Genomic DNA, 25,004 nt, shown 5'->3' on the forward strand with positions numbered 1-25,004 from the left:
AGTCTAACTATTCTAGTTTCTCCACGTGGCTAATCGGGATTATTGACTTATCGTTTCACTGGACCGAGGAGAAATGCCGCGGTGTCCCAGCGCTCGATGGCGCAGCCGTTATGCCGAGAGAAACTCGCATCGACCGGATCGCCTCGCAGCGTTCCACTGACTTCGGCCCGCTGCGGCCCGCCATAAATTTCGGTGCAGATCTCGTCCGGACCGGGCTTTCCGGTGATGACGCCGGGTTCAAGCTCGAGCTGCAAGCAGGCCTTGGACGCGTCGGGAAGGGTGCTGGAATCAGCGGCTTGCTCGCCAGAGCATTCCAAGGTGTACTGCTGCGAGATTTCGGTGCCGTCATCGCGGATGGTGATTTCCAGTCGGGTGCGAGTTTCATGGCCGCTGCCGGCGGCGCAAGAAGCCAGCAAGAGGCCCACGGCGCTGGCCGCGATGCCGGCCAGCAGCAGGTGGTTTCCGCGTGCTGCGCCCATGCATCCATGATGCCCCGGCCCTAACCAGAGTTCTAGTCTTCCCGGGAGATTGGCAGGTTGTTGGCAACGTCCAGCAATTGCTTGCGCAGCGCATCGGCGCGCTGCGCAAATTCCTTTTGCAACCGCACATACTCGGCCTTGCCCTCGGGAGTTTCAATCCGGATGGGTTCGTGGCCCCAATCGCCCAAATCATAGGGGGACGCCTGCATGTCCATGGTGCGGATGTCCCAAGCGAGCTCGAAGCAGTCCATGACCAGTTCGCTGGGTACCGCCGGGGAGAGCTTGTAGGCCCACTTGTACAGGTCCATGTTGGCGTGCAAGCAACCGGGCTGTTCCAGATCGCGCTGGGTTTCCCTGGTTGGCTGCAGCTCGTTGAGCTCGATGGCCTGGGGTGCGTAGAAGCGGAAGGCATCGAAGTGGGTGCAACGGATCTTGTGGGTTTCCACCACTTCATCGGTTCCCTGCGCGCCCAGGCGCAGCGGAAGGTATTCATGGCGGATGCCGTTTTCCTCCGACTTGTAGGCCATCGCCCACTCGTGGAGGCCGAAGCAGGAGAAATTGCCTGAACGCTGAGAGGTGCCGGCCAGGATGATTCGGGCGAACTCGATGGCGCGTGCGCGCGCCTTGCCGAACGCCGGCGCATCAAATTGGTAGCCCGTGCCGTGGCTGCCCTGGACAACGCGGTAGAACTTCCAGTCGCGGCGTTCTTGGGCGGCCTCTCCGGTGAGAACCACGTCCATTCCGGGATGCCATCGGTAGAGCTGGCCAGGCTTTTGCGTGTAGTAGGTGAACAGGAAATCCTCGATAGGGTGCTTCTTGCCTTTCATGCGCCGATCCACGAAAGGTTCGCCAAAGGCCCGCGCCCGTGCTTCATGCTCGGCGGCATCAGGCATCCACTGCGAGGGTTCCAAAATGGTGGCGGTCAGAGGCATACTTCTAATTATTCAATTCATGGGCCGATGAAACCAGTTTGGTACGCCAACTCACACTTCCTGGAAAAGGGGGACGCGATGCAAGACTTTCCTGTCTGGGAACCGCCCATGGGCGGTACCGAGCAGCAGCATCTGTTCGGGATGCTCGACAGGCTGCGCACCACTTTCCGGTACAAGGCCGACGGGCTGGACATCCGCCAGCTGGCCACGAAGCTGCCCAGTAGCCAGCTGACCCTGGGCGGATTGCTGCAGCACCTTGCTTTGGTCGAGGACGAGAAATTCACCTACTTCATCGCCGGGCAACGGCCCGAGGTGCTCCTTGAGCTCACAGCCGACGGGCGTGAGCAGTTCGTTGTGGATCTGGACGACGATCCGGAGATCCTTTACCAACGCTACGACCATGCGGTGGCCAAGAGCCGGAAAATCCAGCAGTCGATCATCGAGGAAGGGACGCTGGATGCGGACTCGGGATTGGAATTCGAAGGCAAGCATGCGTCGATACGCAGAATCATCTGCGATCTGATCGAAGAGTACGGCCGGCATGCAGGGCATGCAGATCTCCTGCGGGAAGCAGTTGACGGGCGAGTGGGCGAAGATGCTCCGTGGGATTATCTGCCCGCGTGGTACCGGGAGTAGCGCCTGGAAGGAGGAACTTCCCTTCCTCCGCTGCAGTTTCCAGAGGCCTGGAACCTTGGTGGGCCTTTGAGCCGGTGCCGGTTCAGCGCGACTTATGGAAGAAACCTGAAAGCCCATGGGGAAAACATGTCCCCGCCCCTACGATGGGGCCATGAACATTGAGCGCTCCAGCCAGCTGCCGGTATCTGCCCCTGTCGTCTTCGACTGGTTCTCGCGACCCGGGGCCATCCACCGGCTCCTGCCACCGTGGCTTCCGCTGAAGGTCATCGAGGAAGCGGGCTCGCTGAAAGACGGAACAGCCGTCTTGGGTCTTCCCGGCGGATTGCTGTGGAACGCCAAGCACCAGCCCGAAGGCTTCGCTCAGAACCGCAGCTTCGTCGACCAGCTCGAACCGGTTGGGCTGCGCGGCCTTCCTGCGCGTGCCGTGAGGTGGCGGCATGAGCATTACTTCGAGCCCGCTGGGCCGCAGTCCACCACTGTGCGCGACTGGATCGAGTCGAATATGCCCGGGCGGCAGATCGAATCGATGCTCGCCTACCGGCACCGCCAGTTGGCGGGCGACTTTGCCGCCCACCACCGTGCGGCGCAGGCCGGGCTGCAACCCCTGGTGATCGCGGTGACAGGTTCAAGCGGACTGGTCGGCCAGGCCCTCTGCGCCTTCTTGTCCACCGGAGGGCACCGGGTCATCAAGCTCGTGCGGCACGCGCCGAACACGGCTAGCGAACGGCGCTGGGACCCGGCGGACCCCGACGAAAGCCTGCTCGAAGGGTGCGATGCGGTCATCCATCTGGCTGGGGCGAGCATCTTCGGACGATTCAGCCAGGGTCATCGCCAGGCGATCGCCTCCAGCCGGATCGAGCCCACCCGCTCCCTCGCCCTGCTGGCGGCACGTTCAGATGTCCGTACCTTCATCAGCGCCTCGGCCATCGGGTTCTATGGCGCTTCAGCCGGAGCGGACCCGCTGGACGAGTTCGATTCCCCGCCGGCCGGCACCCCGGACTTCCTCTCAGGCGTCGTGCAGCGATGGGAGCAAGCTGCCGAAGAAGGCGGCGGTTCAATGCGCCGGGTGCAGATCCGCACCGGTGTCGTGCTCAGCCCCAAGGGCGGGATGCTCGCTGTTCTGCGCCCGATATTCTCCGCAGGCCTGGGCGGACCCTTGGGCGGTGGACAGCAGATGCTGTCGTGGATCGGCCTTGATGACCTGCTGGACATCTACCATCGCGCGCTCTGGGATTCACAATTGGCTGGCCCCGTCAATGCGGTAGCGCCGCAGCCGGTCAGCAACGCCGAATTCACCCGGGCTCTGGCGCGCGCGGTGCACCGGCCCGCAGTAATACCGGTCCCCGGTGCTGCCCCGAAATTGGTGCTTGGCGCCGAAGGGTCGCAACTGCTGGCCATGGCCGATCAGCGGATCGTCCCGCGCAAGCTGCTTGATTCCGGGCATCAATTCCGCAACGAGCGGATAGAGCTCGAACTGGCCCATAGCCTCGGCGCGAGCTAGGTGCTGGAACCCCCTGCCACGCTTCGAATGCTCCAGCGCTAGGTCGCTGCAGGGAACCGGGCTCGCCCAGCCGGGTGCAGGCGAATTGGAGATATGCCAGCCAACGGATTATCATTAGCTTAGCTAGATAATAGCCAATCTAGATAAATTTTTGCATCTGCCGGCGGCGGGAGGAGCTTGCCCATGCCGGCAGTTGTTCCAGGAGAAAGTGTGGAAGATCCTGATGGGAAACATGTCGGTAGCCCCGTTCGATGCAATCCTGTTGATGTCGTTTGGCGGACCGGAGAAGCCAGCTGATGTCCTTCCCTTCCTGCAGAACGTCACTCGGGGACGAGGGATTCCAGATGAACGCCTCGAAGAGGTGGGCGAGCATTACTACATGTTCGGTGGAAAATCACCGATCAACGAGCAGAACCAGGCTTTGCTGCGGGCGCTCCAAGATGAATTCGCGAGCCGCGGCATTGATGCGCCGCTGCTCTGGGGCAACCGGAACTGGGAACCGTATCTCGCTGAAGTGGTCGGTAACCATGCGCGCATGCACGGCTCGCGCAGGTTCCTGGCTATTGACACTTCGGCATACTCCTCGTATTCCTCTTGCCGGCAATACCGGGAGGATTTTGCAGGTGCCGTGGCCGCACTGGAAGCAGAAGGCATCGAGGTGATGATTGACAAAGTCCGCCAGTACTATAACCACCCGGGATTCGCCCAGGCCCAGCTCGAATGCCTCCGGCGAGGGCTGGCAGATCTCAAGCGGCTTGTCGGCAGCCTGGATCGCGGTCGCCACAAGATCCTCTTCGTAACCCATTCAATTCCGACGGCGATGCAGAAATCATCGGAGAAATTCACCGCTGGCTACCAGGGGCAGCATGAAGAGCTCATGGCGTGGCTTAGCGGGGAATTGCATGGAGATGAACAATTGGATGCCGAGCTGGTGTTCTGCTCCCGATCCGGATCTGCGCACACCCCTTGGCTGGAACCGGACATCAATGACCGCATGCGCGAGCTTTCGGAATCTGGAATTGAAGCGGTACTGGTGGTTCCGCTAGGTTTCGTCTCCGACCACATGGAGGTGAAATTCGATTTGGATACCGAAGCGGCGCAGACAGCGCGTGAGTTGGGGATGGCGTTTCTCCGTGCCGATAGCGTCGGCATTTTGCCCGCCTTTGTCAGCGGCTTGGTCGATTTGGTCCTGGAACGCGCAGCTCAAGTGCGTGGAGAGCACCCGGAGCAAAGAACCATCTCCGGCAGCAAGGCGCTGGGCCCGGGCAGCGGTGCCTGCTCCCGGAATTGCTGCGAAGGCACCAGGGGAAAAAATACTGTTCCGAATTGGAACCTCGATAAGTCCGCAAGCTAGGCAGGCAGTTGCTTGCTGGCCATCACTGTTGGCTGGCAAGCCACCGGAACTGCAACGGTCCCCGTTGGGTCCGGAATTCGTGTGCTCGCGATGATGATCCCGAGTGCCGCGGGCTGCGAAACAGGGCCGGCTTTCCGAATCATCGATGATTGGTTTCTGCTGGATCAAGCCTGGCTTTGCCGACCCTGCGTGGCCCGCGGCCGCCCGGGCACCTGAGAGCGAAGCCAACTAGGTGCTTTCGTCGTCAAAGGGAGCCGGGCCGGAAGGCGCTGGCGGTGGCGGTGAGCGAGGCGGAGCCGGCTTCCTCGCAGTAGCGGAATCCGACAGCGCCTGGCCTGTCAGTTCATCGAGATTCTCGCGTAGCGCGTCGCTAATGATCCTGCGAGGATCATATTGCCGAGGGTCGAGCCTTTTCAGATCCAGATCCTCGAATTCATCACCGAGATCCTCGCGGAGCTGTTCTTCGGCATCAGCGGCGAGACGGCGCAACTGCCGAATCAGCGTGGCAGTTTTCCGCGCATAGTCCGGCAGTTTCTCGGGCCCGAGCAGAACGGCCGCCAGAATGGCCAGGACGATGAATTCATTGCCGTTGATGCCTGCAATGCTCACGGGGAACCACCTCGCAATGTAGAGCTTGGACAGACGAAAGCAGTCGGGATTCCCGGTCTTGCCCGCCTTGGCGCCGGGCTAGCCGCAAAGATCCTGGTCGGCGATGCGGCTGTTCAACTGGACGGGCTTCTTCTCGGGCCGCTCCAGATCCTGGTAGTCCTGGCCCAGGATTAATTCGATGCTTTCGACCTCGGCGACAGAGGCCTTGATATCGAGATTCATTGCTTTTGCGAATGCAGCGGCTGTGCTCCTGGCATCATCGGTGTCCGGAATCAGCAGCTTGGTCTGCGCCTGCAAAGTCGCGGCAGTAGCGATCGAGATGACCGTGTAGCCCTGCTTCGTGGCGTCGTTCGCGAACTGTCCGGCAAGACCGCTCACCTGCGCGCCGTTGACGATGCTCAGAGGCAACTTCCGGCTGGCGGGTTTCTCGGTAGCAGTTGTTCCGGACGCGGAATCGGAGCCGGGATTCACCGGGATGCCTCGCTTGATGCGGTCGAAGATGAGGGCAGCGTCAGGGGCCGGGACCACCCGGTTGGCGTTTGATGGCGCTGGCTGGTTCGGCATGGTCATGAAGACGATCTTGTCAGTGGGGACCTCCTTGATCCTTGCCGCCAGTGACGCAAGGTCCTGCAGCGAACTGAGCTGCGGGTCGACGGTCATCGAGGAGGTGGTGGCGTCGAGGAAGGAATAGAGCCGGTCAGGGCGTGCGAGGACTTCCTTGCTCGTGGCACGCTGGACGATGGCGGACATGACCTTCTGCTGGTTTCCCAGCCGGGCCAGGTCGCTGCCATCGCCAACGGCATGGCGCGTCCTGGCCAAGGCCAGCGCGTCGGTTCCGTCCAGTTCCTGCCGCCCGGCCGGAAGATCCAGATTCGCTTTCGGATCCGACATCGGCTGGGCAAGGCACACCTTGACACCTCCCAGCGCGTCGATGATCGAAATGAATCCTTCGAAGTCCACTTCGATGAAATGGTCGAGGCGAACTGCCGTGAGGGCTTCCACCGCTGCGACGGAGCATGCGGGCCCGTAATTCAGCGCGGAGTTGATCATGCCGTAGCCACCGGCATAGGAACCAGATCCGGTATCCGCGCAGGCGGGAAGCTGCATAACGGTATCGCGGGGAATCTGGATCGCTTCGATGCGCTCATTCCCGGGAGACACATGGACCAGAAGCATCGAATCGCTGCGCCGGGAACCGGTGTCGGAGCCGAAACCGGTGGAACTGAAATCCCGGCTATCCGAACCGAGCACCAGCACACTCAGCCCTTCGCTGGAATCGGGGATTTCCGAGTCGGACGCCCTGAGCGCAGACACCGAAATGTTCCCCTGCAGGCGCAGGAACGCGAAGCCCGCAGTCACGAGGAGAGCCAGAACCAGGGCAGCAGCCATGATGGCGAACATCCTGCGCCGCGTCCGCTTGGAATTTCGCGTGGCAGCGGATGCCGTCCGCAGGGAATTCACGATTCTGCACTCCTTGGTCAAGCCTTGGCTGGATTACCCCTCCAGCTGACCACGTCAAACGCGGAAGGAACCAATAGCAAGGCTGGGACGATCCATGCATTCAGCGCATGAAACGCCAATTTCCCGCAGAAGCCCAAGGGCACTGCAGCCGCACCGAGACTTCGGTCTCAGAGGAACTTGAGGAACTCGTCCACTGCCGGATTGCGGTACTCGTCGCGTCGATAGATCACGCCCAGCGGCCTGCTGGCCGGCAAGAGCAGTGGAACCTGCTTGCCGCCGAAGATCACGGCGGTGCTGGCCATGATTCGCGGAACCAAGGTGATCCCGCCGGTCGCGACACTCAGATGCACCAGCGCGTCACGTTGCGTTGTGGTGATGAGCCGTGGAGCGGTGGCCTTGAAGCTGCGGTACACCTCGTCGGTGATCTTGCGGATCGAGGTGCCCTGCGGGAGCGTGGCAAGGGTGAGGGAATTGAGCAGTTCAGCGCTCAGCCCGGTATCGGGGTCCACCTCGGTCTCCTCGGATACGACCGCCGAGAACTGCTGATCGCGCAATGATTTTCCGATGAGATCTGCAGGGATGCGCTCGTTCACGCCGAAGGCCAGATCGGCGCGATTCAAGCGAAGCGCGTCGGCAAGCTGCTCGCCATCCTCCACGCTCAGGATCTCGATCCGGACACCGGGATGGCGGCGATGGAATGGGCCGATGAACTCGGGCATGATTCCGCCAACCAGCGAGGGCAGGCCTGCGATGCGCAGGGACCCGGTGGCCAGCGCACGGGTGGAGGAAGCGATGCTTCCGATCGCGGCGACTTCGCGCAATGCGCGGCGTCCGGCGGGAATGATGCTCCGGCCGATCTCGGTCAGGACCATGTCCCTGCCGGAGGCCCGGAAGACGGGCAGGCCCAAGGTGCGTTCCAGGGCGCTGATGCGGCGGGACAAGGAGGGCTGGGAAATGCCGAGGATATCCGCGGCGGCCGTGAATGAGCCGTAGTCCACGATCATGACCACGGCTTCGAGCTGGGCCAGGGAAATGCTGTTCTCGAGAGGTTCTCTTTCCATGCGCTGGATGCTTCCTTCGCTTGGGGACGGGGTGGGTGAATTCCTTGAATCCCGGAGGGTTGGCCCTGACTCCAGCATTCCACGAGAAGCCGAGCTTGCCGAGCGGATGCGGAAGTGGCGGTTTGCGGAGAGCCGCTATGGGTGTCCGGCTCAAAGTGCTGGGCCCAGCTTAAACACCGGGCTCCGCGCTGCCCGAATCGAGAAATCCGGGTGGCGCGGAGCCAGGCTGACGACGGACCATCGGCCCTTGGGGCATTAGCCCATGTGGATGACACCGAGGAGCATGCCTGAAGCAAGCATGACCAGGGAGACCACCAACGCGCGCCACAGCACCTTCTTGTGGTGATCGCCCAAGTCCACACGAGAGAGCGACACCAGCAGCAGGATGGCTGGAACGAGCGGAGACTGCATGTGCACCGGCTGACCGGTGATGGAGGCGCGAGCCATATCCACCGCTGGAACACCGAAGTGCGCGCCGGCTTCGGCGAGAACCGGCAAGACACCGAAGTAGAAGGCGTCGTTGCTCATCAGGAAGGTGGCAGGAATCGAGATCAAGCCGGTCAGCACCGCCATGTAGGGGCCCATGGAGGCAGGAATGACATCCACCAGCCACTGGCTCATGGCGTCAACCATGCCGGTGCCGGAGAGCACGCCGGTGAGCACTGCCGCTGCGAGCACCATGGAGACCACTGCAATGATTTCGCTGGAGTGAGCGGCGATCATCTTCACCTGGTCGGAGACCTTCGGGAAGTTGGCAATCAGCGCGATCGCGGTACCCACCATGAACAGGTATGGCAGCGGCATGACATCGACCACCAGCAGCACCATGATGGCGACGGTCAACGCAAGGTTGAAGTAGAACACCTTGGGACGCAGGGTCTCGCGGTCCGGATCCAGCACGGTGCCGTCCATGGTGGAGAATTCGGTGCCATCGCCCTTGCGGGCAACGGATTCCAGAACTGCCAGGTTGCCACCGGCAGGGGAGGTGCCACCCGGTGTCTTGCCTTCGGTTGGGGTGGCAACGTTGCCGCCGCCGAGCTCGGTGCCCCAGATTTCCGGACGCTCGCGCTGCAGGCGGCGGCGCTCGGAAACACCCATCTGCCAGGCGAACAGGGCAATGACAATGAGGGCAATGCCCAGCGAAGGCAGCATCGGCACGAAGATTTCCGAAGCGTCCACACCCAGTGCCGCGGCGGCGCGGGCCGTTGGGCCGCCCCACGGAACGATGTTCAGGGTGCCGTTGGTCAGGCCGGCGACACAGGTCAGGACCACTGGGCTCATGCCCAGGCGCTGGTAGATCGGCAGCATGGCGGCGGTGACCACGATGAAGGTGGTCGATCCATCGCCATCCAGCGAGATGACTGCGGTGAGCAGCGCGGTGCCCATGACGACCTTGGCCGGGTCGTTGCCAACCAGCTTCTGGATGCCGGAGACCAGGCGGTCGAACAATCCGACGTCGATCATGATGCCGAAGTACATGATCGCGAACATCAGCAGGGCTGCGGTTCCGGACATGTCCTTGACTGCGTCCATGACCATGTCGCCCAGGCCGAATCCGGCACCGGTGAACAAGCCGAAGATGGTCGGTACCAGAATCAATGCCAGCAAGGGCGTCATGCGCTTTGTCATGATCAGCACCATGAAGGTGGCGACCATGAGGAATCCGAGTGCAACAAGCATTGACCCGACCTCCATTTCAGTGTGAGTGAATCCTTTGGCCCCGCAAGCCGGGCGAGGCACTAATCCAAGGTACGTGGCGGTGCTCACTTTGCGCGTCTTGTGTTTATTGTTGAACGGTTAAGTTCTTTGCCATCTTTTTGCTCATTAAAATCACGAGCGTGGGAGGATGGGTTTATGCTGGGTGGCATGTTCCGTTCTGGCGCCGGCACCCGGCATTTCGCCTCCCGCATCATGCGACTGCAGTTCCTGGTCGTAGGTGTCTTGATTGTCCTGGTTACCGCAGGAACGCTTTTCGCCAGCTATGACCGGGTGTATTCGAAAGCGGAGGACACTTCGCTGACCATCGCCCGCACCGTGGCGGTGCTGCCGGAAGTCGTCGAGCAGGTTTCACGCTACGCCCAGCAGGACAAGCTGGATCCGCAGGCGCTCGCCGAGGGAGAGCTGCAACGTCTTGCTGACGCCGTCATCGAGCAGGAGCAAGCCTATTTCGTGGTGATCACCGAAGACCGCGGACTGCGCCTGAGCCATCCGAACCCCGAAGAACTGGGCCAGATGGTTTCCACCGACCCGGTCGCTTTGGAGGGCATTGAAGCGGTTTCCCGGGAACACGGAACCCTCGGGGAATCGGTGCGCGCCAAGGTCCCGATCTATGCCGCCTCGGGTGCCGTTGTCGGCGAGGTTTCCGTGGGCGTGACCACTGATTCCCTGACCGGGGCGCTGCTTGAATCCTTCGCCTGGATCGTCTTGTTCGCGGTGCTCGCCGCGGCCGTGGCAGTGTTCGCCGGACGGGTGACCGTCCGCCGCTTGAAGCGCCAGACCCTGGGGCTGGAGCCGGCCGAAATCGCCCAGCTGGTCAGGGACCAGCAGGCTGTGCTCTACGGTGTCACCGAAGGCGTCATGGGCATTGGCGCAGACAAGCGGATCACCGTGCGCAACAAGGCTGTCCGGCAGCTGCTGGGCCTGCCGCACCGCACGGAATTGGAAGACGTGGTGGGCCGCCACTTCGAATCCGCTGGCCTGGATCCCCGGCTGGTCAAGGCGATCAAGGAATGCGACCCCGCGCCGGTGCGCATCGGGGCGAATGGGAATTCGCTTATCGCCCGCGTGAACAAGGTGGTCCGTGACGGGGTGGATCTCGGGCTGGTCGTGCTGCTGCATGACGTCACCACGCTCGAAGCGCTGGGCACCAAGCTCGACGCGGTGCAGGACATGGCCGACGCGCTGCGCGCCCAACGCCATGAATTCGCCAATCGCATGCATGCGGTCCTCGGGTTGATCAATCTGGGGAAGATTGAACAGGCCGAAGACTACCTGCGCGAGGTGATGGAAGCAGGGCCGAAGATCGCCCAGGTTCCCGGGCTGGAGGCCATCCAGGATGCCTACCTCGCGGCGTTCATTTCGGCGAAGGCGGTGCGTGCCCACGAATTGGGTATCGAACTGCGGGTGTCCCCGCAATCCATGCTTTTCGGGCAGATCGCCTCGGCCCATGATGCCCAGGATGCCACCGCGGTCCTGGGAAATCTGCTGGATAACGCCTTCACCGCGGCGCTTAGTGCGGATGCTGAACCCTGGGTGGAAATCGATCTGCTGTCCGAGGGGAACACCCTGCACATTGCCGTGGCCGATTCGGGACCTGGCATCACCACCGACGAGGATGTCTTCGCGCGGGACGTCAGCACCGGATCCCATCTGGGCAACGAGCATGGGCGTGGCGTAGGACTGCCGCTGATCAAGCGGCTCGCCCAGGCCCGCAGCGGGGATGTCTGGATCGCGGATCGCGGCACCGATGGTTCAGGTGCAGTGTTTGCAGCACGCTTGCCGGCGGTGCTGGCTGAACCATCCAGTTCAGAAAATGACCACAGCGAAGGAGTGCAACTTTGAACGAGAACAGCAGCGGAAATTATCGGGTGCTGATCGTTGATGACGATTTCCGGGTTGGCGAGCTGCATGCGGAGATGGTCAATGCCATCCCCGGGTTCCAGGCTTTGGAACCTGTGCAGGATCCGCGCGTGGTCCCCAAATTGGTGCAGAGCCTGAAACCCGATTTGGTCCTGCTGGACCTCTACCTGCCGCATGTGAGCGGAATCGAGCTGCTCAGAGAACTCGATGTCGATGCGATCATGATCTCCGCGGCGATTGAGCCGAAGAACATCGACAAGGCGCTGCGCTCAGGCGCGCTGGCCTTCATCATCAAGCCTTTCGATGCCAAGACCCTGGCTTCCAAGCTCAAAGGCTGGGCGCGCTACCGCCGCCAATTGGCCGGGACCACGGAGTTCAACCAGCAGGGCGTGGACCGGTTGTACCGGTCGCTCCAAGGCGGCGAGGAATCCAGTGCGTCAGTGGGCGCCGCCCCGACCGAGCATGCAGTGCTTTCCTGCGTGAAGGAAGCGGCCGAACCGATGAGCGTTGCCGAGGTTGCAGAAGCGGTGGGGGTTGCCCGTGCGACAGCGCAACGCTATTTGGCGGCGCTGGTGGCCAATGAATCCCTGGAGCTCCAGCTTGGATACGGAACCCGTGGCCGACCTGAACACCGATACGTGGCACGTTAGCGAAGGCGCCCTAGGTGGCGTCCCAGACCCGGCGATAGAAAGAGATCTTCCGCTCATCCGGTTCGATGCCGTAGCCCGCGTAGACGTACTGTTCGAAACCAGGCCCGTAGTTCCACTCGGTGCTCCACGCGGCAATGGCCAGATCTGCCCAGCGGTCTGCGAGTCCCAGCATGCCCAAATCCACATGCGCGCTGAATTCATGGTCGTCGGTGATGATCGTGTTTGGCAGGCACGCATCGCCATGGCACACCACAAGATCCAGTTCCGGGGCGTTGTCGAGAAACTCGGCCTGCTGATCGGCTGGCAGATGCTGAATACGGGATTCCAGATCCCAGTCGAAGGGACATGCTCCAATGGGCAAGGCATCGTGCATTTGACGCAGTCCGTGGCCGACAGCGTGGGCTGAACGCGCAGGGTCGCTTTTGCCCAGGCTGCTGGCTGCGCTGTGCCCGTGCAATGCGGCGGTGATGAGCAGCTGGCCGTCAGCCTGTTCTTCGCAGGAGAGCACTTCCGGGACCCGAATGAATTTTCCTGCCCATGTCATGCGCTGGGCTTCAGTTTTCAGATCGCCTTCCGCTTCCGGAGGGCATCCCGGTGACCACTTGGCGAAGCGTATCTGTTCGCCCGAGCCGATGCGGTAGGTGACTCCGCCAAGCGCGTTTTGCCAGATACCCTCGATTTCTGCCGGACCAGCTGCTGCGCGCACCGCCGGGGGAACAGGATGATCCGCCGAGGGCGGGCCAGAAATCACTCGCGTTGAACTCATTGTCCAAGTCTGCCAGCAATCGGAGTTCCGGTGGCAGGCTGGAGGAACGCCAAGCGGCTTGCAAATTCGCGCAGGTGCGCTCGCTCGTGCACAGCCACTGGATTGCCAGGAATTAATTTCTTCTTGTGTTCATCTTGGCTCAAGGAAACGGCTAATCGAGTCGTGAACACTGAGGCGCATGACTGATATTTCGCGTCGCAAATTGCTCACCGGTGCTCTCGGTGCCAGCGCCCTGACCTTGGTCGGGCCGACGGGAGCAGCGCTGGCTTCCAGCAGCCCCCGCCTCGTGCGTTCCCGACTTGGCCTGACCAGCGGGTTTTCCATGGGTGATGTCTCCACGAGCAATGCCGTGCTCTGGGCACGCAGCTCCGGCGAAGGCCGCTTGCGTGCTCAACTGCGCGCGGTAGACGAGACCGGGGAAATCATCCGCGGCCGCGGATCATTCGCCAGGACACTGCACGGCGCCTACGCCCGCGAGGCCACCGACTTCACCGCAAAGATCAATGCCCAGCATCTGCCTGCCGGAACCCGCTTCGCAGTCACCATCGGTTTTGAGGACGACAATGGAACCCTTGGCGAGACGCAGGATGGCTGGTTCAGCACCGCACCTGCACTGACCGGTCGCCGCAATCATGACGCCTCCCGAGCCCAGAGCTTTGTCTGGTCCGGCGACACCGCTGGCCAGGGCTGGGGCATCAATGAAGAGATCGGCGGTATGCGCGCCTACGCGGCCATGCATGCGACCAAGCCGGATTTCTTCGTGCACAGCGGCGACACCATCTACGCCGATGGCCCGATCGCCGCAGAGGTCGTGGAGCCTGATGGCCAGATCTGGCGCAACCTGGTCACCGAAGAAGTCTCCAAGGTGGCCGAAACCCTGGACGAGTACCGCGGCCGGCACCGCTACAACCTGATGGACCGCAACGTGCGGGCCATGTATTCCGAAGTTCCGGTGATTGCCCAGTGGGATGACCACGAGACCCACAACAACTGGTGGCCGGGCGAGATCATCGAAGATGAGCGCTACACCGTTCGCGATATCAACACCTTGGCAGCTCGCGGACGCCAGGCCTGGCAGGAATACCAGCCCATCGCCGACCCGCGCGCCCTGCGCCCAGGCACCGGTTTCGAGGCGGCTCGAATTTACCGCAAGATCTCCCGCGGCCCTGCGCTTGACCTGTTCGCGTTGGACATGCGCAGCTACAAGTCGGAGAACACCGCTGGAATGGAAGGGAAGTCCACATCCATTCTCGGCGAAGATCAGCTGAATTGGCTGGTGGATTCCCTAGCCAAGTCCAAGGCCACTTGGAAGGTCATTCTCAATGACCTTCCGCTGGGCATCATCGTTCCAGATGGCAAAGCCCAGGAATCAATTTCCAACGCTGACCACGGGGCACCGCTGGGCCGCGAGCTGGAATTGGCCCGGCTGCTCAAGGCGGTCAAGGACCGCGGCATCAAGAACGTCGTTTTCCTGACTGCCGATGTCCACTACTGCGCAGCCCACCACTACTCGCCCGAACGCGCGGCATTCCGCGAGTTCAATGAGTTTTGGGAATTCGTGGCCGGGCCAGTGAATGCCGGTTCCTTCGGGCCGAACCAGATGGACGGTACTTTCGGGCCGCGTGTGGACTTCTCGCTCGCAGGCACCACGAACCAGTCGCCGCGCGATGGCAAGGGCCAGTTCTTCGGCCACGTCGATCTTGACGAGCAGGACCTGTTCACCGTCACGCTGCGCAATGGGCTGGGCGACATCGTCTACACCAAGACGCTGGAACCGGCCAAGTAGAAACCAAAATGAAAAACGCCTGCGAGACAGGAATTGTTTCGCAGGCGTTCTTCGCTTGGCTAATCAGCGCTTAGCGTCCGGTGCCGCCGTAGACGGTGGCTTCCACGTCGGTGTCCAGGTCGAACGCGGTGTGGATTGCGCGTACTGCGTCATTGAGCTTGTCGGCATCGGTGACCACGGAGATGCGGATTTCGGACGTCGAGATCATGTCCACGTTCACGCCTGCGCGGTGCAGTGCTTCGAAGAAGGTGAAGGATACGCCTGGGTTCGAGCGCATGCCTGCGCCAATCAGCGAGAGCTTGCCGACCTCGTCATTGTGCTCGATATCCTCGAAGCCGATTTCCGGCTTTGCTGTATTCAGCGCTTCCAGCACGTGCTTGGTTTCGGTCATCGGCAGGGTGAAGGAGATATCGGTGGCACCAGAGCCGCGCGTCGAGATGTTCTGCACAATCATGTCGATATTGGCTTGCGCAGCGGCGATCACACCGAAAATCTGTGCGGCCTTGCCCGGAATGTCAGGTACGCCAATGATGGTGACCTTGGCTTCGGAGTGGTCGTGGGCGACACCTGAGATGATTGGCTGTTCCAAGGGTTCTCCCTCTTGAATTTTGATTTTGTCTTCGGGATCCGGGAGCACCCAGGTGCCCTCGTTGGTGCTGAATGAGGAGCGCACGTGTAGCGGCACGCCGAAGCGGCGGGCGTATTCAACGCAGCGCAGGTGCAAGATCTTCGAGCCGCTGGCGGCCATTTCCAGCATTTCCTCGCTGGTGATCCTCTCGATCTTCTTTGCCGAGGCGACCACGCGTGGGTCGGCGGTGTAGACGCCGTCCACATCGGTGTAGATCTCGCAGACATCGGCGCCCAGGGCCGCGGCCAGTGCCACGGCAGTGGTGTCCGAGCCGCCACGGCCCATGGTGGTGATGTTCTTGGATTCCTTGCTCATGCCCTGGAATCCAGCGACGATGGCAACGAATCCGCGGTCGATGGCCCGGCGCACCCGCTGCGGGGAGACCTCCATGATGCGGGCCTTGCCGTGGGTTGAATCGGTGATCAGGCCTGCCTGCGAGCCGGTGAATGATGCGGCCTGCTCGCCGAACTGGTTGATGGCCATTGCCAGCAGCGACATCGAGATGCGTTCACCGGCGGAGAGCAGCATGTCCATTTCGCGAGCCGGTGCATCATCGGTAAGCTGGCCTGCCAGATCCAGCAGGTCATCGGTGGTGTCGCCCATTGCGGAAACAACCACGACGACGTCATGGCCCTTGGACTTGGTATCAATAATTCGGCGCGCTACACGCTTGATGCCTTCGGCATCTGAAACGGAAGAACCGCCAAATTTTTGAACAATTAGGCCCATGGGCACTCACTCCACCTGTTGAAAGCTGTGCCTCGCCGCCGGTGGTTGCTGATAGAACTTTGGCGTGAGGCATCTACCAGATAAATATTGTGACAGCTACGAGGTGCCATGTCCTAGTTGGCGCGGTAACCATTGGTCATATTGCCTAGAAACCCCAGTGCGAGTTGTCGAAAAGCACTGGCTATCCCTTGAATTCAGCCAAAATTTGTCGCCAAAAGCTCTTCCATTCAGACACCTGATCAGGTAATTCAGCCTTAGTGATGTTTATGGCTACCGAGGATTTTTCGCCCTTGAGCCCAATGTCTACCTGTGTCTTGGTGCCATCGCTGAAGTCCGCCCGCCAGTAGCGCCAGCGCTCGGAACCGCTGGCGCGTGCAGGTTCGGATAGTTCGTTCCCGTTGAATTCCTTGCGGTCTTTCACGCAGGCGACCCAGCGCTCCAGTGCCGTATCCAAATCGGCATCGATGGTGCTGCTGACCGAGCCCTGGAAGGTGCCGTCCTGGGCTTGGCCAGGTACGCGCCTTCCGATGTGCTGCTCATAGGCCACGGCGACGGATTGGGCCCACCATTCTGGATTTTCGACTGTTGCGGGAATGCCGGTGATGGCCAGTTCGGCCATCTCCTTATGCGTCATCTCGTCGGCTCCGCCGGCACGCAGTTTGGCGCACCACTGGTCCCACTCGATGCCGGTGGCATTGGCGATGGCTGACGTGTTGCTGCTTTTGATTGCCATGAGCTCAGTCTACGACCCGCTTAGAGCTGCCGGTACTCGGAGGCAATGCGCCGGGCCCAGAGAAGCCTCTGGCTTTCATCACGGTCCTTCATCAGTGGAAGCAGCATCTGCACCTGTTCGCTCTGCTTCAAGTCGCGCAGGCCGGCGGCGTCCATCGTGCCTGCCCATTCGCCCATGCTTGAACCGGTGTGGTCTTCGATTTTCTCTGCTTTGCTCAAGGATTCGCTCATGTGCATGAACGTAGCAACCCGAACCGACAGGATGGCTGCTGCACATTTCAGCGCGGAGGAATGCCCCTGCAAGCAAGGGAATTTAAGCTTCTCTGGCCGGTCTTCTCGGTATTTCCGAGAAGACCGGCCAGAGGGTGAAGCGAACTAGAGTGACTGGATTTCCAAGTTCAATCGACTGAGCAGATCGATGAGTTTCGACAGATCCTCATCGTCCCAATCGGTCATCCGCGAGCGCAGTTCCGTGCGCCACCCGTGGAAGGTTTCATGCCACCGTTCTGCCGCAAATTCGGCAGGCAGGAGGTGGAATACCCGACGGTCGTCCGGGTCGACTTCTCGCTTGACCAGTTCCAGCTGTTCCAGTTTCGTGATCATTCGCGACAGCGAGGCCTTGTCGACCAGCAGTCTTTCGCAGATTTCGGACTGGGTGATGCGCTGGCTGCGCAGGATCATGCCCAGCACCGGTAGATAGCCTGGGGTGAGCCTGCTGTCGAGCCGGGTGGCCAGTTCCCGCTTGGCGCGCGCCGTCAGCGCGATCAGCGAGAACAGCTCCTGTTCGGCACTGGCGTACAAATCGGGACGTTCCGCCACCGGGGCCTCATCGGCTTTGCTTGGAACCTGCACTGGATCTCCTAGTTGCCAGCTGGCTTTTCTGCCTTGGTTGCGCCCTTGTCCTCCGCGTCCAGATCCTGCATGCGTTCGCTTGCGGTCTGGGTCTTCAGCGACTGGTTGGGGATCAGGCAAACAGCCACGACGACAATCAGCGACAGCGGAGCGGCAATGGCGAACAGCGAAGGCACTGCATCGCCGTAGATGGACTCGAAGATCACGCGGACCGGTTCAGGCATCGCGGCCACCGAAGGAAGATTGCCTGATCCCAAAGACGCGGCCAGTTCCTTGGCCTGGTCGCCCAGGGAGGCCAGGGCTGCGGCCAAATCGGACTGGCGGTCGGCGATCATGCTCGGCACGGTAGTCGCCAGCACGGCGCCCAGTCCCGCGGTACCTGCAGTGCCGCCGAGGGTGCGGAAGAAGTTCACGGCCGAGGAAGCTACGCCCAGTTCCTTGACGTGGACCGAGTTCTGCACCACCAGCACCATGTTCTGCATGACCAGGCCCATGCCGGCGCCGAGAATGAACATGTAGGTAGCGACCAGCGCATAGTTGGTGTCGTAGTGGATGGTTCCCAGCAGGAACAAGCCGATGACAACCAGCACAGAACCGGTGACGACCAGCGCCTTCCACTTGCCGGTGCGCGAGATCAGCGCACCGCCGATGGTGGAGATGACCAGCAAGCCGCCCATCAGCGGGAAGGTCATCAGGCCGGCCATGGTGGCTGATGCGCCACGGGCCATGATCATGTACTGGCTGAGGAACACCGAGGTGCCGAACATTGAAACACCAATGGCCAGCGAGGCGATGACCGCGAAGGTGAAGGTGCGGTTCTTGAACAGGCCCAGGCTCAGCAGCGGCTCCGTAGCCTTGGTCTCAACCAGGATGAACAGTGCCAGCAGGACTACCGCGCCGGCAATCATCAGGTAACTGGTCGCCGAGGCCCACTCGAACTGGGAGCCGCCCAGCGACATCCAGATCAGCAGCAGCGAGACGCCGGCGGACAGCAGGACGATGCCCCAGTAGTCGATCTTGACCTTGCGCTTGGCAATGGCCGGCAGGTGCAAGGTGCGCTGGATCAGGATGACCGCGGCGATGGCGAAAGGCAAGGCGATGAAGAAGTTCCAGCGCCAGTTGATGGCATCGGTAACGAAGCCGCCGATCAACGGGCCGCCCACGGTGCCAACGGCCATGACAGCGCCGAACAGGCCCATGTACTTGCCGCGTTCACGAGGGGAGAGGAAATCGGCCATGACAATCTGTGCCAAGGCGCCAACGCCACCGCCAGCCAGGCCCTGGACCACGCGCATGGCGATCAGGAAGCTGGTGTCCTGCGAGAAGCCTGCCGCGGCCGAGGCCAGGACGAAGATGGAAAGCGAGATCTGCAGCAGCAGCTTGCGGTTGCCCAGGTCGGCGAGCTTGCCCCAGATCGGGGTGGCGATGGTGGTCGCCAGCAGCGTGGCGGTGACCACCCAGGTGTAGGAGGTCTGGCTGCCGTTGAGATCCGAGACGATCAGCGGCAGCGAGCTGGAAACAACGGTGTTGGCCAAGATGGAGACGAACATGCCCATCAAAATGCCTGTGAGGGCAGTGAGGATTTCGCGGTGAGTCATCTTGGGCTTGGCGACCGGTGCGGTTGCGGCCATTAAAGCTCCAAAAAAAATAGGGTCAGGCGTGGAAAGCCTGAATGGTTGATTGATGTCAACTATACGACGATAGTTGACCTTTATCAACTAAGCGTGTTTCACCGCACATCGCGCTGCAGGAATGGAAAAACGCCCTGCACTCATGCCGGTGAAGCGGTCGAGTGCAGGGCGTTCAAGAACTGCGGGAATTAGTGGCTGCGGCGGCTGTCCATCTCGGGAACAACTGGATGCGACGACGCTTCGCCAGTCTCGCCGGCAACGCGCAGCAGGCGTGGCTCGGAAAGCTGCGCCTTCGGCTTTTCTGCGGCATCCCCGGCTTCTGCCTGCGGTGCTTCCTGCTCGGATTCCTGCTTCTCTGCCTTGAGCCGGGCCGGGCCGGGTGCGGTGCGGCCGGCGGACCGGCGTCCTTCGAAGGCGCGGGCCAAGGTCACTTCATCGGCGTATTCCAAATCGCCGCCCACCGGCAGGCCGGAAGCCAGGCGGGTAATGCGGATGCCCAAGGGAGCCAGCGCGCGCACCAGGTACACGGCGGTGGCTTCGCCCTCGAGATTCGGGTCGGTGGCAAGGATCAGCTCGGTGATCGAGTCATCGGCCAAGCGGGTGACCAGCTCGCGGATGTGCAGCTGTTCCGGGCCAATGCCTGCCAGCGGATTGATGGAACCGCCGAGCACGTGGTACTTGCCGGAGAACGCCCGGGTGCGTTCAATGGCCAGGACGTCCTTGGACTCCTCCACGATGCAGATCTTTGTTCCATCGCGGCGCTCATCGCGGCAAATGGCGCAGGTATCCTGCTCCGAGATGTTGAAGCAGATCTCGCAGAATTTCACCTTTTCCTTGACCAGCTGGATCGAGGCGGCGAGCCGGGTCATGTCCTCGGCATCGGCATCGAGAATGTGGAAAGCAATGCGCTGAGCCGACTTCGGGCCGATGCCAGGCAAGCGACCGAGCTCGTCGATCAATTCCTGTACAGCACCTTCGTACACGTGCGCCTACTTTCTAGCTTGCTTCACTACCTTGAAATTGTTCCGTGGTACACCCTAGTGTCTCACTCCGACAGCTCGCCGTGGTGCCGGCTACAAGCTGCGTTTGATTTCCACTACATTCCCGTTCACGTCGCGCTGCTCGATGACCATCCCGCCAAGCAGGCGCTCCACGGCTGGAACGCCGATCAGTGCCGAATCCTCGACCTCGATGTCATCGTCGCTGGGGACGAACTCCTCCGGCTCCTGCGCCGGGGCAGGATCGGGAGCCGATGCCGGGCCGCCCCAGCCGCGTGCCGACTGGGCAGGCGCTGGCGCGCTTGGTGCGTTCTTCGCCTGGTTCATCAGCTGCTGGTACCGGCTCATGCGGCCCGTGCTTGCCGGTGCCGATGCAGCGGGGGCTGGTTCAGGCTCAGGCTGCGGAGCACCCCAGCGCGGTGCCGCCTCCGGAGCGGGTGCCGGGGCTGCTGGCGAAGGCGCCGGTGCAACCGGCTCCGGGCGGGGCTGCTCCTGCTCGCGTGGGCGAACCTGAGGCTGTGCAGGGGCGGGCGCAGGCTCCGGAACCGATCGCTCTGGAGTTTGCGGAGCCGGCTGTTCTGGTGCATCAACCGCCAGATTCTCGAAGGAATCGGTGGTGCTGTCCGGGTGCAACGGAGTCGAAGACACAGGGCGAGCAATATTCGGAACTCCGCCTTCGGCCTGGCGCGCTGCCATGCCGGCAGTCATCCGGGGCTTGGGGGCCACCGGAGGCCCGTCGAAACTGCGTGGCGCACTGGTTGCCGGGGCGGGCGCCACCGGCTCTGGCTGGGCAGCCGGGGCCGGAGACTGCTGCTGCGGCTGAACCTGCGGTGCCACCGGGACGGGGCCAGCCGGCGAATAGTACGGGTCATCCGGGAACGGCGGCTCGTCGAAATACGACTCTTCCGCGGGTGGCGGAACGTCGTCGTAGGAGCTGGCGTACCCCTCATGGGCGCGTGGCGCAGGTGCGGCTGGTGCCGAGGTCTGCACTGCAGAGGCAGGACGCTGCTGCGGTGCCGGAGCGGCAGCTTGGGCCCGTGCTGCGGCGCGCGCAGCAGCCCCAGCAGAACTTACAGCCTTGGTGAACTTAGTTGGTGCTGGGGTTGGCGCCGGGATTGGCCGGCGCTCACCTTTTGGGGAACCACCACCGTTGGGGTTGGATCCGCCTTCGGTCAGGACCACTTCGATTGGCGAACCTGCGACCTGGGAGAGGACTCCGGTCAATGTATTCATCAAATCCGGCCGGTTGCGCAGATTCACAATGGGGCCGGTGTTACTGAACGCCAAGGTAAGTGTACGGCCATCGAAGCCTGCCACGGAGCCATAGGTGGCGACCATGGAATGCAGGACACGCGAACTGCCCTGCAACTGCTGCAGGATCGTAGGCCACGCCTGCTGGAACATCGCCACCGGCGAGCCGGCGCCCTGTGGTGCTGGCTGCTGGCCCTGCGGGGTTCCGCCAGGCGCGCCGTGCTGCGGCTGCTGGGGAGACTGCGGCCGTTGTTGCTGTTGTGCTTGCTCGCGTTGTGCTTGTTCTTGTGCGGCGCGCTGTTGTGCTTCGCGTTCTGCTTGCTCGCGTTGTGCTTGTTCTTGTGCGGCGCGCTGTTGTGCTTCGCGTTCTGCTTGCTCGCGCTGGGCATGTTCCTGCGCCGGATGGGCAGCGTTGCGCTGGGCATTCATGCCAGGCTGGCTGGCCTCCGGCGCCTGTTGCGACTGCTGCGGCTGGGCAGGCTGCGGTGCTTGTGCTGCGCGGTTGGCTGCCGCGCGACGTGCGAATTCGGCCATGGCAGGATTCTGCTTCACGTCATCGATGGAGACACCGGTGCCGAACGACAGATCTTCACCGCTGGATGGATCAGGAACCAAGCTGAATGGTGCCACGCCTTCCGGACGGGCTGCCGGAATGCTCGGACCAGGCTGCACCTCGGTGGTCACCGAGTAGTTTTCGCCCTTTGGCCCCCAAGTGGCGCCCCAGTCAGCGGCTTCGCCGGTGTTCAGGGAAGCTGCCGCGCCAGGATCCAGCGGTGCATTTGGGTCATCATCAGCCGGCTGCGGCTGTGGCTGTGGCGGCATGGACTGCTGCGGCTGCTCGGTGCGCTGTGCCTGCGCTGATTCTGCGTGCTGCGCAGGCTGCTGTGCCGGTGCGGGAGCCTGCTCATCCTGCTGCGGCTGAGCCTGAGCCGACTGGACCTGTGGTTCCTGCTCTTCAGCCGGTTCCGGGGCGCCTCCTCGACGGGACTTGGCAGCGGCCAAGGCCTCGCGCACAGCGGCGGCACCCTGACGCGCGGCGCCAGGATTCGGGGCAGCATTCGTTGAGGGCGCAGCACCCTCGGCGTCGTCTTCATTAAGCGCAGGCAGCGCTCCACCGGTCATCGCATGGCGCTCCAGGCGATCTAGACGGGCAGCGAAGGAGCTGTCGGAGTTCTGCGAACCCGGCAGCATCAAGCGCGCCGCCAGCAATTCCAAGTGCAGCCGAGGCGAGGTAGCGCCGGTCATCTCGCTCAGGGCCTTGTTGGTGACGTCTGCCCATCGCGACAGTTCGCCTGCGCCGACCAGTCCCGCCTGCAAGCGCAGGGCTTCGAGCTGGTCTTCTGGCACGCCGCGCAAGATCTTCTCAAGGCCTTCGGGCATCGCCTTGGCGATGATCAGATCGCGGAAGCGCTCCAGCACATCTTCAACGAAGCGCCGAGGATCCAGACCGGTCTGGATGATGCGGTCGATCGCGCCGAACAGCCCGGCGCCATCGGATTCGTGCAGCGACAAGGTGACCTCGTCGAGCAGCGTCGAGTGGGTGTAGCCCAGCAGCGCAACCGCGGTCTCGTAATCAAGGCTGCCATCGCGGGCGCCAGCGATCAGCTGGTCCAGCACCGAGAGGGTATCGCGGACCGAACCGCCGCCAGCACGGATCACCAGCGGCAGCACGCCTTCGGCTACTGCGACGCTTTCCCGTTCGCAGAGCACTTGCAGGTACGCCAACAGCGCCTCGGGCGGAACCAGGCGGAATGGGTAGTGGTGGGTACGCGAGCGGATGGTGCCAATGACCTTTTCCGGCTCGGTTGTCGCGAAGATGAACTTGATGTGCGCCGGTGGCTCTTCAACGATCTTCAGCAGGGCGTTGAAGCCTGCCGCGGTGACCATATGGGCCTCATCGATGATGAAGATCTTGTAGCGGTCGCGGGTAGGCGCGAACGTTGCGCGCTCGCGCAGGTCGCGGGCGTCATCGACGCCACCGTGGCTGGCCGCGTCGATCTCGATGACATCCAGCGAACCTGGTCCGCCATTGGCCAGATCCACGCAGCTTGGGCAGGTGCCACAAGGAACCGGAGTGGGACCTTGCTCGCAGTTCAAGCAGCGGGCCAGGATGCGGGCAGAAGTCGTCTTGCCGCAACCGCGCGGGCCGGAGAACAAGTACGCATGGTTGACGCGGTTCTTCTCCAGAGCCGTCATCAAGGGCGCAGTAACGTGCTCCTGCCCGATGACGTCGCCAAACGTATCGGGACGATATCTGCGATAAAGCGCTGTACTCACACCGGTTCCCTATCAGTTTCCTGATGCCCTGGGCATCAGCTGTTGGACAATATTCTCTGGTTCGACGATCCACGGCTCGCGTGGCAGATTCGCCGGATCGAAAGCTTCCAAGGCTGCCTGCAAACTTGTGCTGGGCAAGCCCAATGACTCTAGCAAAACCGCCACAACGTTGGCTGGATGCACACCTTGTTCGGTGATCTCTTCGAGTGTTACCGCGCCATCGCGCTTGGCCAGGCGCTCTCCCTTGGCATTCAGTGCAAGCGGGACGTGTGCATAGGAGGGGATTGCGTGGCCCAGAAGCGTTGCCAGGTAGGCCTGACGTGGCGCGGAAGAGAGTAAATCATCTCCGCGTACGACCTGGTCGATGCCTGAGAAAGCATCATCGACGACCACCGCAAGATTGTAGGCTGGTGCGCCGTCGTTGCGCACCAGGACAAAATCATCAACCGCGCCGGTGTAGTCGCCGAATAGTTCATCGTGAACAGAAAATTCGTTCACTTCTGAACGCAGGCGCAAGGCGGCCGGGCGGTTCTGCGCTTTGGCCGAGCGCTCGCTGGCGCTCAGATTGCGGCAGGTTCCCGGGTAGGCACCGGGCGCAGCATGCGGAGCGCTTCCGGCTTCGGCAATATCCTTGCGCGAGCAGTAGCATTCGTAGACCAGACCGCGCGCTTTGAGCCGCTCAACGGCTTCAAGATATATCGGAAGGCGGTCGGACTGGCGGAGCATGTCACCGTCGAAGTCAATGCCCAAGGCCGCTAGCTCGGCAATCTGGGTGGCTTCGGCGCCGGAACGAACACGGTCCAGGTCCTCAATGCGCAACAGGAATTCGCGTTGCGTGGAGCGGGCGAAAAGCCAGGCGAGAATTGCCGTGCGCAAATTGCCAAGATGGAGCGGCCCCGAAGGGCTAGGGGCGAAACGGCCAGCGCCCACGTGGACTCCATTCGGCTTGCGTAAGAAAGTAAAAGACCCCTCATGCACCTGCCAGAGCCCATCTACCCTTGCTACCTTCCGGTCCTGGGGGAGTTCAACAGGATGACACCACACGAGGGGTCACCCAAAATACTACCTGAGGTTGGCGCTTGGATAAAATCG

General features: G+C 62.1%; 20 protein-coding genes, 1 other RNA gene and 1 pseudogene. 6 read left to right on the forward strand and 16 right to left on the reverse strand.

Annotated elements, in window-relative coordinates; translation table 11 throughout:
- Window positions 1-47: 47 nt before the first annotated feature.
- Together F0M17_RS01450 and F0M17_RS01455 are read right to left on the reverse strand one after the other, a co-directional pair.
- Entirely contained in the window at window positions 48-479 is a 432-nt protein-coding gene (locus F0M17_RS01450; RefSeq protein ID WP_052253837.1) for a hypothetical protein, read from the reverse strand.
- Window positions 480-511: 32 nt separating this feature from the next.
- Complete coding sequence (locus F0M17_RS01455; protein ID WP_149596182.1) at window positions 512-1,411, reverse strand: 3-methyladenine DNA glycosylase; 900 nt, start codon at window positions 1,409-1,411, stop codon at window positions 512-514.
- A gap of 78 nt (window positions 1,412-1,489) precedes the next feature.
- Here F0M17_RS01455 and F0M17_RS01460 point away from each other — a divergent pair, with 78 nt between their 5' ends.
- The 3 genes from F0M17_RS01460 to F0M17_RS01470 all read left to right on the forward strand — a co-directional run bounded on the left by F0M17_RS01460 (window position 1,490) and on the right by F0M17_RS01470 (window position 4,902).
- Window positions 1,490-2,047, forward strand: coding sequence for a DUF664 domain-containing protein (locus tag F0M17_RS01460; RefSeq protein WP_149596183.1), 558 nt, complete (start codon window positions 1,490-1,492; stop codon window positions 2,045-2,047).
- 151 nt (window positions 2,048-2,198) lie between these two features.
- Entirely contained in the window at window positions 2,199-3,548 is a 1,350-nt protein-coding gene (locus tag F0M17_RS01465; RefSeq protein WP_149596184.1) for a TIGR01777 family oxidoreductase, read from the forward strand.
- Between the two features lie 223 nt (window positions 3,549-3,771).
- Window positions 3,772-4,902, forward strand: coding sequence for a ferrochelatase (locus F0M17_RS01470; RefSeq protein ID WP_073707503.1), 1,131 nt, complete (start codon window positions 3,772-3,774; stop codon window positions 4,900-4,902).
- A 228-nt stretch (window positions 4,903-5,130) separates the two neighbouring features.
- On the opposite strand, the gene F0M17_RS01475 is transcribed toward F0M17_RS01470, so the two are convergent.
- The 4 genes from F0M17_RS01475 to F0M17_RS01490 form a co-directional block, all read right to left on the reverse strand.
- Window positions 5,131-5,511 carry a Sec-independent protein translocase TatB gene (locus tag F0M17_RS01475; protein WP_128470715.1) on the reverse strand — a complete coding sequence of 127 codons (381 nt, stop codon included), beginning with the start codon at window positions 5,509-5,511 and terminating at the stop codon, window positions 5,131-5,133.
- A 78-nt stretch (window positions 5,512-5,589) separates the two neighbouring features.
- Complete coding sequence (locus F0M17_RS01480; RefSeq protein ID WP_149596185.1) at window positions 5,590-6,972, reverse strand: LCP family protein; 1,383 nt, start codon at window positions 6,970-6,972, stop codon at window positions 5,590-5,592.
- A 167-nt stretch (window positions 6,973-7,139) separates the two neighbouring features.
- On the reverse strand, window positions 7,140-8,033 hold the full coding sequence (locus tag F0M17_RS01485) for a LysR family transcriptional regulator (RefSeq protein ID WP_121866017.1): 894 nt from the start codon (window positions 8,031-8,033) through the stop codon (window positions 7,140-7,142).
- A gap of 255 nt (window positions 8,034-8,288) precedes the next feature.
- Window positions 8,289-9,713, reverse strand: coding sequence for a CitMHS family transporter (locus F0M17_RS01490; protein ID WP_038992030.1), 1,425 nt, complete (start codon window positions 9,711-9,713; stop codon window positions 8,289-8,291).
- Between the two features lie 186 nt (window positions 9,714-9,899).
- On the opposite strand from F0M17_RS01490, the gene F0M17_RS01495 reads away from it, so the two are divergent.
- Together F0M17_RS01495 and F0M17_RS01500 are read left to right on the forward strand one after the other, a co-directional pair.
- A complete protein-coding gene (locus F0M17_RS01495; protein WP_149597680.1) occupies window positions 9,900-11,594 on the forward strand; it encodes a sensor histidine kinase in 1,695 nt (564 codons plus the stop codon).
- The gene (locus F0M17_RS01500) at window positions 11,591-12,262 is read left to right on the forward strand and encodes a response regulator (protein WP_038991925.1); all 672 of its coding nucleotides are present in this window, start codon (window positions 11,591-11,593) and stop codon (window positions 12,260-12,262) included. Before F0M17_RS01495 ends, F0M17_RS01500 begins: the two co-directional genes overlap by 4 nt.
- Window positions 12,263-12,272: 10 nt before the next feature.
- On the opposite strand, the gene F0M17_RS01505 is transcribed toward F0M17_RS01500, so the two are convergent.
- The gene (locus F0M17_RS01505) at window positions 12,273-13,028 is read right to left on the reverse strand and encodes an aminoglycoside 3'-phosphotransferase (protein WP_149596187.1); all 756 of its coding nucleotides are present in this window, start codon (window positions 13,026-13,028) and stop codon (window positions 12,273-12,275) included.
- 178 nt (window positions 13,029-13,206) lie between these two features.
- Here F0M17_RS01505 and F0M17_RS01510 point away from each other — a divergent pair, with 178 nt between their 5' ends.
- Window positions 13,207-14,814 carry an alkaline phosphatase gene (locus tag F0M17_RS01510; protein WP_038991923.1) on the forward strand — a complete coding sequence of 536 codons (1,608 nt, stop codon included), beginning with the start codon at window positions 13,207-13,209 and terminating at the stop codon, window positions 14,812-14,814.
- Window positions 14,815-14,884: 70 nt separating this feature from the next.
- Here the strand turns inward: F0M17_RS01510 and F0M17_RS01515 are convergent, their stop codons facing one another.
- From F0M17_RS01515 to ffs, 9 genes and pseudogenes are all read right to left on the reverse strand, one after another.
- On the reverse strand, window positions 14,885-16,171 hold the full coding sequence (locus F0M17_RS01515; protein ID WP_149596188.1) for an aspartate kinase: 1,287 nt from the start codon (window positions 16,169-16,171) through the stop codon (window positions 14,885-14,887).
- Window positions 16,172-16,352: 181 nt separating this feature from the next.
- On the reverse strand, window positions 16,353-16,904 hold the full coding sequence (locus F0M17_RS01520) for a hypothetical protein (RefSeq protein ID WP_149596189.1): 552 nt from the start codon (window positions 16,902-16,904) through the stop codon (window positions 16,353-16,355).
- A gap of 20 nt (window positions 16,905-16,924) precedes the next feature.
- On the reverse strand, window positions 16,925-17,134 hold the full coding sequence (locus F0M17_RS01525) for a hypothetical protein (protein WP_066143739.1): 210 nt from the start codon (window positions 17,132-17,134) through the stop codon (window positions 16,925-16,927).
- A gap of 144 nt (window positions 17,135-17,278) precedes the next feature.
- Window positions 17,279-17,755, reverse strand: coding sequence for a MarR family winged helix-turn-helix transcriptional regulator (locus tag F0M17_RS01530; RefSeq protein ID WP_073707364.1), 477 nt, complete (start codon window positions 17,753-17,755; stop codon window positions 17,279-17,281).
- Between the two features lie 8 nt (window positions 17,756-17,763).
- Window positions 17,764-19,386 carry an MFS transporter gene (locus F0M17_RS01535; RefSeq protein ID WP_149596190.1) on the reverse strand — a complete coding sequence of 541 codons (1,623 nt, stop codon included), beginning with the start codon at window positions 19,384-19,386 and terminating at the stop codon, window positions 17,764-17,766.
- 392 nt (window positions 19,387-19,778) lie between these two features.
- Window positions 19,779-20,369, reverse strand: a pseudogene (gene recR, locus F0M17_RS01540) (recombination mediator RecR); the annotation flags it as partial.
- A 90-nt stretch (window positions 20,370-20,459) separates the two neighbouring features.
- Window positions 20,460-23,912 (reverse strand): DNA polymerase III subunit gamma and tau, encoded by a 3,453-nt coding sequence (locus F0M17_RS01545; protein ID WP_149596192.1) that lies wholly within the window; start codon window positions 23,910-23,912, stop codon window positions 20,460-20,462.
- Between the two features lie 12 nt (window positions 23,913-23,924).
- Complete coding sequence (gene gluQRS, locus F0M17_RS01550; RefSeq protein WP_149596193.1) at window positions 23,925-24,842, reverse strand: tRNA glutamyl-Q(34) synthetase GluQRS; 918 nt, start codon at window positions 24,840-24,842, stop codon at window positions 23,925-23,927.
- 28 nt (window positions 24,843-24,870) lie between these two features.
- An RNA gene (ffs, locus tag F0M17_RS01555) (signal recognition particle sRNA small type) lies at window positions 24,871-24,967 on the reverse strand.
- Between the last annotated feature and the right edge of the window lie 37 nt (window positions 24,968-25,004).

Source organism: Glutamicibacter sp. ZJUTW (assembly GCF_008370855.1).
GTDB classification, from domain to species: domain Bacteria; phylum Actinomycetota; class Actinomycetes; order Actinomycetales; family Micrococcaceae; genus Glutamicibacter; species Glutamicibacter nicotianae.